The organism is Nostoc sp. GT001, from assembly GCF_030382115.1.
Classification (GTDB): domain Bacteria; phylum Cyanobacteriota; class Cyanobacteriia; order Cyanobacteriales; family Nostocaceae; genus Nostoc.
The window spans coordinates 5,856,901-5,869,602 of the sequence record NZ_JAUDRJ010000003.1 but is presented as its reverse complement, the minus strand read 5'-3'; the positions used below and the strand labels follow the sequence as shown (position 1 = coordinate 5,869,602).

General features: G+C 43.3%; 8 protein-coding genes and 2 pseudogenes. 7 read left to right on the top strand and 3 right to left on the bottom strand.

Translation table 11 applies throughout. From position 1 onward, the window contains the following. The first annotated feature begins 123 nt into the window (after positions 1-123). Complete coding sequence (locus QUD05_RS27650) at positions 124-486, top strand: single-stranded DNA-binding protein (protein ID WP_289798863.1); 363 nt, start codon at positions 124-126, stop codon at positions 484-486. A gap of 139 nt (positions 487-625) precedes the next feature. Here QUD05_RS27650 and QUD05_RS27645 read toward each other — a convergent pair. After that, a pseudogene (locus QUD05_RS27645) lies at positions 626-1,370 on the bottom strand (SIMPL domain-containing protein). Between the two features lie 62 nt (positions 1,371-1,432). Here QUD05_RS27645 and QUD05_RS27640 point away from each other — a divergent pair. From QUD05_RS27640 to murI, 5 genes and pseudogenes are all read left to right on the top strand, one after another. Continuing rightward, entirely contained in the window at positions 1,433-1,621 is a 189-nt protein-coding gene (locus tag QUD05_RS27640; RefSeq protein WP_289798862.1) for a hypothetical protein, read from the top strand. A 74-nt stretch (positions 1,622-1,695) separates the two neighbouring features. Further along, the gene (locus QUD05_RS27635) at positions 1,696-3,174 is read left to right on the top strand and encodes a cation:proton antiporter (protein ID WP_289798861.1); all 1,479 of its coding nucleotides are present in this window, start codon (positions 1,696-1,698) and stop codon (positions 3,172-3,174) included. A gap of 634 nt (positions 3,175-3,808) precedes the next feature. Beyond that, positions 3,809-5,694 (top strand): annotated as a pseudogene (locus tag QUD05_RS27630) (N-acetylmuramoyl-L-alanine amidase). A gap of 752 nt (positions 5,695-6,446) precedes the next feature. Beyond that, positions 6,447-8,363, top strand: a complete 1,917-nt coding sequence (locus QUD05_RS27625) for an N-acetylmuramoyl-L-alanine amidase (protein ID WP_289798860.1) — start codon at positions 6,447-6,449, stop codon at positions 8,361-8,363. A gap of 129 nt (positions 8,364-8,492) precedes the next feature. Continuing rightward, on the top strand, positions 8,493-9,359 hold the full coding sequence (murI, locus tag QUD05_RS27620; protein WP_289798859.1) for a glutamate racemase: 867 nt from the start codon (positions 8,493-8,495) through the stop codon (positions 9,357-9,359). Positions 9,360-9,439: 80 nt separating this feature from the next. On the opposite strand, the gene QUD05_RS27615 is transcribed toward murI, so the two are convergent. After that, positions 9,440-9,592 (bottom strand): hypothetical protein, encoded by a 153-nt coding sequence (locus QUD05_RS27615; protein ID WP_289800153.1) that lies wholly within the window; start codon positions 9,590-9,592, stop codon positions 9,440-9,442. A gap of 968 nt (positions 9,593-10,560) precedes the next feature. Between QUD05_RS27615 and sds the strand changes: the two genes are divergently transcribed. Then, complete coding sequence (sds, locus tag QUD05_RS27610; RefSeq protein ID WP_289798858.1) at positions 10,561-11,532, top strand: solanesyl diphosphate synthase; 972 nt, start codon at positions 10,561-10,563, stop codon at positions 11,530-11,532. A 556-nt stretch (positions 11,533-12,088) separates the two neighbouring features. On the opposite strand, the gene QUD05_RS27605 is transcribed toward sds, so the two are convergent. After that, positions 12,089-12,562 carry a hypothetical protein gene (locus QUD05_RS27605; RefSeq protein ID WP_289798857.1) on the bottom strand — a complete coding sequence of 158 codons (474 nt, stop codon included), beginning with the start codon at positions 12,560-12,562 and terminating at the stop codon, positions 12,089-12,091. Positions 12,563-12,702: the final 140 nt, after the last annotated feature.

The following is a 12,702-nucleotide window of genomic DNA, read 5'->3' as shown; positions in this document are numbered from 1 at the left end:
TGTGTATAAATTTTCAAGTCAATTATATTGTTAACTGTTTAACACAATATTTTCAAGTCTTTCACAATTCGCTATGATGAAAGTCGAAATTGCTAAGTACGTTTGTACTGAAAGGTAACGCACATGAGTATTAATATTGTCACTCTTGTTGGTCGTGTAGGTGGCGACCCTGATATAAAATATTTTGAATCCGGTAGTGTGAAGTGTAGATTGACACTCGCGGTAAAAAGGCGATCGCGCAACAGCGATGAACCTGACTGGTTCACGCTGGAGTTATGGGATAAGACGGCTGAAGTGGCAGGTAATTATGTCCGTAAGGGAAGCTTGATCGGCATAAAAGGTTCCTTAAAGTTTGACACATGGAGCGATCGCCAAACAGGAGCAAACCGTTCTACACCAATTATTAGAGTAGATCAACTGGAATTATTAGGCTCTAAACGAGATGGAGAAGGCGGTACAGGAGATATGTCTTCAGAACATTTTTAATTGGGCATCCCTTCTCTGCGAGACGCTACGCGTAGCTTGCTTCCCTGGAGGGGTACGGCTCCGCTCAGGGCAAGTGGGCATTGATTATCAGTCCTTTGCCCTCACAAATTACAAAGGACAAAGGACAAATGACAAATGACTAATAACTAATTTGCAGCGTCACCGATGCTTCTACTTGCTGTTCACCACCAACAATCGGGGTGGAAGCATCAGCTGATTTCGCAGCCTCAGCCCGTAAAAACATTGGTGGTGGTGGAGGCGCACTGGCATTATTAACTTGAATGCTGACTATTTCTTTGGATTTAAAACCCAAGGCACTGAAAACTGCATCAGCTTGCTGCCGCGCGTCTTGAGTAGCTTCTTTTAATGCTTGCTTTTGAGCAGCTCGCGATCGCTTCATCATTCGCAACAAAACTAATGCCGTTAATTTGTGTTGCACCGGCTTTGACTGCATCATCTAATAATGTCCCAGCTTGCTCAACAGGAATACTAAAACTCACAGTGTTAGTGGCAGCATAGCCTGTAATCCGCTGCACATTATTGGTGTAGCTGTAAACCGGGTTGAGACGGACACCAGTAGTTTGTAATTTTTCAACATTTTTGCTCTTGAGAAACGCAACCACCGCCGATGACCTCTGAGCGGCTTCTTGCTGTACCTCTTGGGCTGTTTTCCCTTGAATCTCCACTCCTAAACTGACTTCTGCCAGAGTTGTCGGAATTGTTTCCACTCCGCGACCACTGACACTCAGGGTTCGCCACAATTTATCTTTTTCTTGTGCGAATGCAGGTAGTACAAAAGTTGCACATACAAGCATTGCTAAAGGCAGTATTTTCCACAGGTTTCCAGATGGAAATTGAGAACCGGGTAAGGCGGCTCTAGTCATCATATTTGCACTCCTCAAAGTATCCACAGATGTTTTGAATAAAGGTATGTAGCAATCTTCTAGTGGTCGTTGAGAGACAACAGCCACCATCAGTTTTTCACAACTCAAGTGCGATCGCTAGATCCGATTTGTATGTTCTTACTTTGACACTGCGATCGTCAAAAGCTGAAATGGTTACATTTTTTGAAACTAAAAAAATTACATCAATACTGCACAGCGTCAATGAAACGTTGACGCTGTATTCATTTTGAATTCGGACTGCTTCACCATAGGATGTTTTTCAGAAACGCGTCAGAATCAAAGAGAAGGATTTTCAGAGAACCTAATGCATTTGTTAGATCCAATCAACTTCTCTTTTCCTCTGCTGGCTAGCGCAATAGAAGCCGCAGACAGTTCAATGGTAGTCGAAGCAGTACTACTAAGCTTAGTAGTCGTTTATCTCGCCAGCAAAGTTGGTGGAGAATTATCAAACCAAGTGGGTTTGCCGCCTGTTTTAGGTGAACTCGTTGGTGGTGTAGTAGTTGGCATATCTGTTTTCCACCTTTTAGTGTTTCCTGAAGGCGGCACAGACAGTTCTAACTCTTTGATTATGTCCTTCCTTCAAACTACTGCTGGTTTAACGCCTGAAGCCGCTCCAGCAGTGTTTGCAGCTCAGTCCGAGGTCATTTCCGTTCTGGCAGAATTGGGTGTGATCATTCTGCTGTTTGAAATCGGCTTGGAGTCGAATTTAAAAGACTTAATGGCAGTTGGTATTCAAGCCACCGTCGTAGCAATAGTGGGGGTAGTAGTACCCTTTACAGCTGGTACTGTCGGACTGATGACTTTATTTGGTATTAGTGCTGTACCCGCAATTTTTGCAGGGGCGGCTTTGACTGCCACTAGTATTGGTATTACTTCCAAGGTGCTGTCAGAACTGGGGCGACTCAATTCTAGAGAAGGGCAGATTATTTTGGGTGCTGCTGTAATTGATGATGTACTAGGCATCATCGTTTTAGCGGTAGTTGCCAGTTTAGCTAAAGACGGCGTGGTGGATGTCAGCAAAGTCATTTATTTGATTATCAGCGCCACTGGTTTTATTTTGGGAGCAATCCTACTAGGCAATGTTTTCAATAAGTCCTTTGTAGCGATCGCCGATAAACTCAAGACACGCGGTGGATTAGTAATCCCAGCATTCATTTTCGCTTTTGCTATGGCATACCTTGCTGCCGTCATCCACTTAGAAGCAATTCTGGGAGCTTTTGCAGCTGGTTTAGTCTTAGAAGAGACAGATAAGCGTAAAGAACTGCAAAGGCAAGTCTGTCCCATTGCCGATATGTTGGTGCCAATTTTCTTTGTGACTGTTGGCGCAAAAACCGATTTAGGAGTGTTAAACCCAGCAATTCCCGACAATCGGGAAGGGCTAATTATGGCAACTTTCCTGATCATAGTAGCCATTCTCGGTAAAGTTATCACAGGCTTAAGCGTGTTTGGTCAACCGGAAATCAACCGTTTAGCGATCGGTGTGGGGATGATTCCTAGAGGCGAGGTTGGGTTAGTGTTTGCTGGTGTTGGCGCTGCCAGTGGCGCTCTCTCGAAACCATTAGGAGCAGCAATTATCATGATGGTTATCTTGACAACCTTTTTAGCTCCTCCATTGTTACGATTTGTGTTTCCAGATCCAAAAACTGTGGACGGAAGCTCAGAGCAACTAATTTTAGACGGTTCCTCTGGGACTTCGTTGGTAATTGAACCACCATCATCGAGGGTGCCAGCATCAAATGACAGCGGCAATTTGGGAGTAACTCCAGATTCTGGCGATCGCTAATTATTAAGAATGGGGCATTGGGCATTGAGCATTGAGCATTGGGAAGAGAGGAAGAAACTTGTTCAATATAATCTCCCCTGCCCCCCTGCCCCCCTGCTCCCCTGCCCCTCTGCTCCTCTGCCCCCCTACTCCAATTACGCAGTGGAAACTTCTATCCTCAAATCTCCGTCCCGTGTGATTGTAGAATAATCATTTGTTTATATATTTCTACCAGCCTTCAGAATGTACTTAATTTCNNNTCTCCCTCGGCTTGTGAGCCTTTATCTGAATATTTTCCAGATAATCGGGGAGTAACACCCATAAATCTTGCTAGATCGTTTGACAGTAATGGGAATTATTTACTCAGTGCATCGATGGCAACAAAGAACAAACACTTATCAGTAAACAGCTATCAATTATCAGTTTTCTAGCTTTATTGGGAGTCAGAGTTCTCCACCTGTAAAGGTGGAAGGTTTCGCATGGGGATTTAAACTTAATTTGAAACCCGATAAATGATTTAAGTGTGTCTAAATATCGGCTTAAAAATCAAACAAGGGATTCAGAGGTCAAGTTTAGGTGGTGATGGTGTGATGATGATTTACCAATGAGTTGAGATATTGACGGCTCCCATGAATGTGAATTAGGAGAAAGGACTGTGAAATTACACTGGTTACTACCCAGCACTATTGGAACTATCTTCATGCTATCGTCGCCAGCAATGGCCGCGAGACTTGAATCTTGGCGCTTTGATGCCAATCAAAACAGGCTGGAAATTAATACTGTCGGAGCAGTTCAACCCCAAGCACAACTAATTTTCAACCCAACTCGGCTGGTAATTGATTTGCCGGGAACTACATTTGGTCGTCCGCAGTTAACCCAACAGGTGGGTGGTGGAATTCGCTCAATCCGTGTTGGACAGTTTGATGTAGATACAACACGCATAGTTGTCGAACTGACTCCTGGTTACAGTTTAGACCCCAAAGGAGTGAAATTTGTTGGTACAACTGGCGATCGCTGGACAGTGCAATTACCTACGCCAGAAGTTGAAAAAGTAGCTGCTTCTCCTAGAAATGCTTACAGCGTAGTTACCCCAAACTCGGAACCTAAACCTAGTATTTCAAGGGTTGTCAGTACTACACGAGGAGCGACTCAAATTGAGAGCTTACAGGTAACAGGTGATGGGTTATTCATTCGTACCAGTGGTGGTAATACTCCGACTCAGGTAATTCGCAGCCGCGATCGCGCTACCATCTTCGTCGATATCTCTGGTGCATCTTTATCACCAAGTCTGACGCAGCAGAGTAATAATATAGCCGTTAACAAACATGGTATTAGCCGCGTCGAATTCACCTCATTGCAAACCCAACCTCCTGGTGTCCGCCTAACTTTGCGGGTAGATAAAAATAGCCCAGATTGGCGAGCAAGTAATAGTAACGATGGTGGTTTGATAATTCTACCTAGTCGCGTTGTCACATTGCCTGGAAGTAATAATTCGGACAATCAGTCAGAAGCCGTTTCCTTACCCAATAGACCATCTGCCAATAACTCGGTAGCAACAATTGAATCTGTACAACTTGCCGATAATGGCAAACAATTGCTAATTAGAGGCAACCAACCTTTATCTGCTACGGGAACCTGGGATAGATCCTTAGGTATTTTCCGCGTCACAATTAATAATGCCAAGTTAGCTCCCAGAGTTATAGGGCCTACTTTTGCTCCCAATAGCCCCATTCTTCGGGTACGTCTGCAACCTCAAACATCCACCAATACAGTGGTTGTTTTAGTTCAACCAGCAGGAGGAGTGCAGCTTGGGCAACCCCAGCAAATTGGCGACCAGCTTTTGGCTCTACCAATACAAGGTTCTCGGCGAATTGTCTCCCTCCCCGGAAGACCACCCTTTGCTTTACCTGGGCTACCACCGCCAAACCGCGGAGCCATTCCCAGACCCAAACAATCCAAATCCCCAGCCCCTAACACAACCACAACGCCGAGTTACCAATGGGCGAGTGGTAGTCCTTATTGACCCCGGACATGGCGGTAAAGACCCTGGAGCTGTAGGTCTTGGTGGACTACGCGAAAAGGATGTTATTTTGCCCATTAGCAAAAGAATAGCTCAGGTATTGCAGCAAAATGGCGTACAGGTAGTTATGACGAGGGATTCTGACTATTTTGTTACCCTTCCAGGACGAGTGCAATTAGCAGAGCGAGCTAATGCTGATGTGTTTGTTAGTATTCATGCTAATGCAGTCGGCCCAGGTCGTTCGGATGTCAGTGGCTTAGAAACGTATTATTACGATAGTGGTTTGGGTTTGGCTCGCACTGTCCATAACAGTATTCTCCAAGGTGTAAATGTCAGAGATAGGGGAACGCGGCGAGCCAGATTTTTTGTCCTCAGAAAAAGTTCTATGCCTTCGATTCTGGTAGAAACAGGTTATTTGACTAGGTCGAGAGGATAACGCTAAACTCAGAAACTCAGCTTACCAAAATCAAATGGCAGAAGCGATCGCTCGTGGCATTCTTCAGTATCTAAAGAGAAGATAAGTAATTTAGTCTAAATTTCTAAATTGTTGAGTAAGTACATCTCATCTTTACCATTTTTATCCAATTTAGTAGTAAAACAATTTAAGTATTCTTGCGGCGGGATAAGAGTAGCTTCTTTGTTATTGTCATTTGATACTTTGCAAGTCAACAAAGTTTGGATTTTAGACTTTCCTGCGGAACGCTACGCGTAGCTTGCTTCCCCGGAGGGTACAGCTACGCTCAGTCGAACGATTTTGGATTTGTATCACCTACAACAGGTGTTAGTGTAGCAAGACCCTAGTACAACACGGCGTAAATCAACCACCTATTCCAAATCAACGAAACTCTTACGCTGTATTCATTTTGAATTTTGTTAGCGCAGCGTAAAGCCTTCTCTTTCAGAGACGCTAACGCGAACGGCATGGCTTGTCTGCGACACGCTGCGCGAACGCTTAGAGCGAGTCCGCGTACCCTTACAGGGAAGCAAGCTACGCTTTTAGCGTCTCGTAGAGAGCGTCATTTTGAATTTTGAATTCCGCCTTGCGGTACTAGTCTGGCAGAAAACTAAAATCGGGAATCTAAAATCTAAAATTGGCAGTCAAATTTATCTAGGCTAATGGCATGGCAAAATCAGAGGAGCGTGCTATATTTTACGCCATTAGCTGTGTCTTAATAACAGCGCCAAACTCAAGTGTGCGCGGTGACGGTGTGAGGATTTGCCAATATGTTGAGATGTTGACGGCTCCCATAAATGTGAATCAGGAGAAAAGACTGTGAAATTACGCTGGTTACTATCCAGTACTATTGGAACCATCTTCATGCTATCGTGTCAAGCAATGGCCGCGAGACTTGAATCTTGGCGTTTTGATGCCAATCAAAACAAGCTGGAAATTAATACTCAAGGGGATGTTCAACCCCAAGCACAATTAATTTTTAACCCGACTCGACTAGTAATTGATTTACCAGGAACCACATTTGGCCGCCCGCAGCTAACCCAACAAGTGGGCGGTGCAATTCGTTCTATTCGTGTTGGGCAGTTTGACGAACAAACAACGCGCATAGTGGTTGAACTGACTCCTGGTTATAGTTTAGACCCCAAGAGAGTGCAATTTGTGGGTACAACTGGCGATCGCTGGACAGTGCAATTACCTACGCCAGAAGCCGACAATGTACCGACAAGAAACACTGAGGGGCAACCAGAACAAGCTATAGCTACTGATACTTCACCCAGAACATCTACACAAACATTCTCCCCAAGGAATATTTACAATGTGGTGACAAGCGGTTCTGTAAATCCACTGAACAACAGACCACTGAACAACAGAATGGTTGTCGCCAAAGTTACTCAAATTGAGAACTTACAAGTCACTGGTGATGGTTTTTTTGTCCGTACCAATGGTGGTAATCCTCAGATTCAGATAAATCGTAGCAACGATCAGAAGGCAATTAACATCGACATTGCTGGCGCAACTCTATCACCAAGTTTAGAGCAGCGAGATTTATCGATTAATCGCTATGGTGTTAGCCGTATCCAGTTCACCCAGCTGCAAACCAGCCCATCTGTTGTTCGCCTGACTTTACAAGTGGATGAAAATAGTCCAAATTGGCGAGCAACCACTAGTAGTGTTGGTGGTTTTGTGGTTCTGCCCAGTCGTGGAGTTGCCCAACTGCCTGGAAGTAACAGTCCACGTCCTATAGCACCAAGTAACACACCTGCTAACATTCAGTCTGTGCAACTGGCTAATAATGGTACACAACTGCTGATTCGAGCCGACCAAACTTTATCTGCTACAGGAGGCTGGGATAGAACCTCTGGTCTGTTCCGCATCACTATCAACAATGCTAAGTTAGCTCCCAAAGTCACAGGCCCGACTTTTAATCCTAATAGCCCGATTTTACGGGTACGCCTGCAACCACAAGAATCCAACACTGTCACCGTCTTGGTTCAACCAGCAGCCGGAGTACAAATTGGGGAACTCAATCAGGTGGGCGACCAGCTTTTAGCTTTAGAATTACGACGCTCTAGTAGCAGCATCACACCGCCCATTGCTTTACCTCCCCTGCCATTACCAGACCAAGGTCAATTACCAAATCCCATAGATAATCCCCGTCCAATCTCCCAGTCACAGCCACGCCCCTCAACTCCCAGAGGGAAATTGCTAGTTGTTATTGACCCAGGACATGGTGGAAAAGACTCAGGTGCCCCTGGTTTGGGGGGACTTTTAGAAAAGGATGTAATTCTGCCTATTGGGAAAAGGGTAGGAGCAATTTTAGAGCAAAATGGTGTACAAGCTGTACTCACGCGGGATGCCGACTTTTTTGTAGAACTTCAAGGACGGGTAGATATTGCCAAGCGAGTTAACGCGACTCTGTTTGTCAGCATTCACGCTAATTCCGTTGATAATCGCCCTGATGTCAATGGCTTAGAAGTTTATTATTACGAGAGCGGTTATGGTCTGGCTGAAGTCGTTCGTAAAACCATTCTCCAGGATATCGGTACTATTAAAGATCGGGGAACCCGCAAAGCCAGATTCTATGTTCTTAGGAAAAGCTCCATGCCTTCGATTTTGGTAGAAACAGGCTATATGAGTGGTTACGAGGATAATCCCAGATTGGGAACACCAGAATATCAAAATCGGATGGCAGAAGCGATCGCTCGTGGCATTCTAAAATACTTACAGCAGAGGTAATATAGTACAAATTACTAATTAAAGAGGTGGTATTTAAACTTCTTTGACGCGCAGAATTTAGTGGTCAATTTGGAGATTGTCTGCTAAATTCTGTATTTTAAATCCCAAAACCTAAATATATATCTGCCTGTGTATTCATCTTCCATTTTTGAAGGGAATCTTGACGATTTTTCCGAGCGAGAACCCCAACGTGCCCCAATTGGCATCTTTGATAGTGGTGTGGGTGGGCTGACAGTACTGCGACAAATATATCGACAACTCCCCAATGAATCAATTGTTTACTTTGGGGATACAGCTAGACTTCCTTACGGAATTCGTTCACAAGCAGAAATTTTACGATTTACACGTGAAATTATTACCTGGCTACAACAGCAGCAGGTAAAAATGGTAATCATGGCTTGCAACACCAGTTCTGCTTTAGCCCTAGAAACTGTGCGTCAAGAATTCAGCATACCTATTTTGGGAGTAATCCTACCGGGTGCAAAAGCTGCGGTGCAGCAAGGAAAGCGAATTGGTGTAATTGCCACTCCAGCTACAGCTAAGAGTAATGCTTATAAGCACGCTATTCTTGAAATTGCTCCTGATGTCCAAGTCTGGCAAGTTGGATGTCCAGAGTTTGTACCACTGATTGAGCAAAACCGCATTCACGATCCTTACACTGCCGAAGTAGCACGAGCCTACCTAGAGCCTTTATTAGAGCAGGAAATTGACACCCTAGTTCACGGCTGTACTCATTATCCCCACCTTACACCAGTACTGCGATCGCTCCTCCCCTCTCAAATTCAGTTGGTCGATCCGGCTGTTCATGTTGTGGCAGCTTGTGCGCAAGAACTAGACTTACTAGGCTTAAAAAATACTCATCTACCATTACCAACTCGCTTCGCCGTCAGCGGTTGTCCGCAACAGTTTTCCCAGTCAGGAGTGCAGTGGCTAGGATATACCCCAATGGTTGAAGAGGTTTCCTTCACTGATATCGCTATTTCCCAACTCCAATAAAACTAATTAGTCCCTAGTCCTTAGTCATTCGTCATTTATCGAAACAAATGACGAATGAACTAAGGACAAATGACAAATAACTATTGACTATTAACCGATATCTCCTGCTTGTGTTTTCCTTCGGTAGATGAAGGGAAACTTGTAGGAACAGTCTTTGTACCCGTTCGCTTCGCCAGTGCCAATAACAGGTAGACTGTGAACAAATATCCAGAGGCTAAAATAAAAATCATCATAGGTATACTTCCGTAAATCATTGTTCTACTAGCACCCTTCTAAACGAATATAAAATTCCATAAAATTAGTAGAACCTCAGCCAAACAAGTGCATTCTTGATGACTGTAGTTTCCTATGGTAAAATTACCTATAGAGATAAAATCCTCTACGGACAAAGAATTTATGAGCTAATGCGACTTCTTGCAGACCATAGATCCCACAGCAGTTAGCTTGCCGTTTAGCAATCTAAAACTACGATTCTCAGCGGTCTACCCGATCTGCTTTATTTTTGCTCAAACTGCTGTGAAAAGAGCAATGCTTGCGCTCTACGTGCGCGGAGTACGTAGAGCGGCTTCCCATAGGAATATGACACAGCTCCAAACCAGGAGTTTTGCCTATCGTAGGAAAAATTAAAGAATTTATTCCCTTAATCTAACCAACGAATACTTATTTTAGAATCACAACACCAGATCAGTAAAATCAACTAGTAGCTAACTTAACTTTTGAGGTGCGAATATCTTACAAAATTTAAAATTCCTATATTTTAGCGTAACACAACGACCCTGAATTTTGAGCTTATTCGGCTGCTAAATTTCAAATTTTTTGAAGAGCTACACCTCAATCTGGATAAATTTATCCTTACCTCTTGGCGACGAATTTAAAACGCTGCATTTTTGTCAATAGGTAATATTGCTTAAATTATCTTTGGAACTGTGGCAAGAAAGGTGAGATGAGAAACTACTTAACACAATTTAATTTGGCATTTATCCCGTGTACTGAGAATTGATGTTTTAAGTTAGTTTAAAGTTTGAATAGCCACAAATTAAGCATAATTACTTATTGACAAAAACCTTGGCAACCTTAATTATCACCCATAGACTCATAAAAATGGGATTACCTTATGAAAACTTTGCGCTGGCACAGGGTTATCTTAAAATGAGTATAGGATATGTAAACTTTCGTAACCTAAGTCAGAGTCCGCCCATCCATGACCCCAGCCACCTCCTTGTTTACCCCTGTGGAAGCAGACCTGCGACTACTAGCAGATAACCTAAAACAGCTAGTTGGAAATCGCCACCCCATTCTGTTTGCAGCAGCCGAACATTTATTCGGAGCTGGGGGAAAGCGTATCAGACCAGCAATTGTCCTGCTAATATCGCGGGCAACAATGTTAGAACAAGACATTACACCGCGTCATCGCCGCCTTGCTGAGATTACAGAAATGATTCACACAGCAAGCTTGGTACATGATGATGTAGTAGATGAATCAGACGTGCGGCGAGGCGTTCCTACCGTTCATAGTTTGTTCGGGAACCGCATTGCCATCTTAGCAGGAGATTTTCTCTTTGCCCAATCGTCCTGGTATTTAGCAAACTTGGACAATTTAGAGGTAGTGAAACTGCTCTCAGAAGTCATTATGGATCTGGCTACTGGGGAGATTCAGCAGGGACTAAATCGTTTTGATGCTGGTATCTCTATTGAAACTTACATTGAGAAGAGTTACTACAAAACAGCTTCATTAATCGCCAACAGTTCTAAAGCTGCTGGGTTACTTAGTGAAGTCTCGCGAGAAACTGTTGAGCATCTGTATAGCTACGGTCGTCATTTTGGTATAGCATTTCAAATTGTTGATGACATTTTAGATTTCACCAGTACAACAGATACTTTGGGTAAACCAGCAGGGTCGGATCTCAAAAGTGGTAATCTAACAGCACCCGTTTTATTTGCTTTGGCGGAAAAACCATCTTTGGAAGTGCTGATTGAACGAGAGTTTGCTCAAGAAGGAGATTTAGAGCAAGCACTAGCACTGATTCAAGATAGTCAAGGTATACAGCAGGCGCGAGAGTTAGCTGCTCACCATGCTAAGTTGGCAATTGAACATCTTACAGTTCTCCCATTTTCAGAATCCCATCAGGCATTGATTAACATAGCTGAGTACACACTGAGTCGCCTTTATTAAATCAGTTATCAGTTCTTAAGTAGAAAGTGGGGATTTAGATGTAGGTGTGTTGTGCCTTCCGTAACGCACCGAAAATCTGAAATATTGTGTTGTACTAACGCTTTAACACACTAAAGCAGTTTTATGTGTAACTCAATCCACTTATTTAGCAGGTAGAAAGTGGGGTTTTTCTTTGGAAGTTCTTAGGGATTTCCAAAAAATAAATTACTACTACTTCTGGGGTGGATAGTGTTCAACTGAACGCTCACTCTAAATACTTGCCCGCTTTTGGTTACTGGCCACCTCACAATAAAGCATGGGATATTTTTTGATGTGAAAGTTCTTAAGTATAAAACTCTGCTTCACCAAGAAACTAAAACTTAAAAACGGAAAAATGTTCACTGATAACTATTTTTTAATCAATTTTAGGTTTCACCGAAAGTTGAGTAAGTCGTATGGTGTAACGGAAGGAAAAAATTTCTTTTTTCACTGATTTAGAAAACTTTTTTAAAGAAATTTGAGATTTAAAAATTTGGATGTGGGATTGTATCTAAAAAATCCCACATCCAAATTTTTTCTATGCAATATCAGGGGGTATTTGTTTAGGCGATCGCTGTTGTCGTAACTGTTTCTGCATAAGTTTTTCTAGTTCAGTGCGCCGAACTTCGACGGTATGAGTGGTCTTACCCGGCGTCTCCAAAAAAACGATACTATCTACGGGTTCTAATGCCACCATTTGGAACAAAATATGGGTGACAGGAGTAATTTTAGCTAGCATTTGAGGGTCAAGCCCAGCAGGGGAAATTAGAGAGACATCCTGTATGGTAGGGAAAGCGTAAATCACACGCTTTTCCAATCCTGGATTAGCACGATTGCTCAACGTAGTTAAAACCCAGCTTGCCTCCGAATTTTGGAGAATATAGTACTGGGAGTAGCGTAATTTTTGAGCGATCGCTCTAAGGGCAGGAGCAATTGCTGCAACAAGATGTGGTGTCATACCATCGCGGGGTGCATTGTCAATCAGCAATTGAATTTGTGCTTCTAAATCCATAATGACTTGTATACGACTCTTGGGTAATGGCAATAACATCTATCAAGTGTGAACAATCCCATCAGAATTGGGAATAATAAAATCAGCCATATCCTCAATATAGGATTGGTCTGCGTTTAGCTTATACGTAAAACCAAACC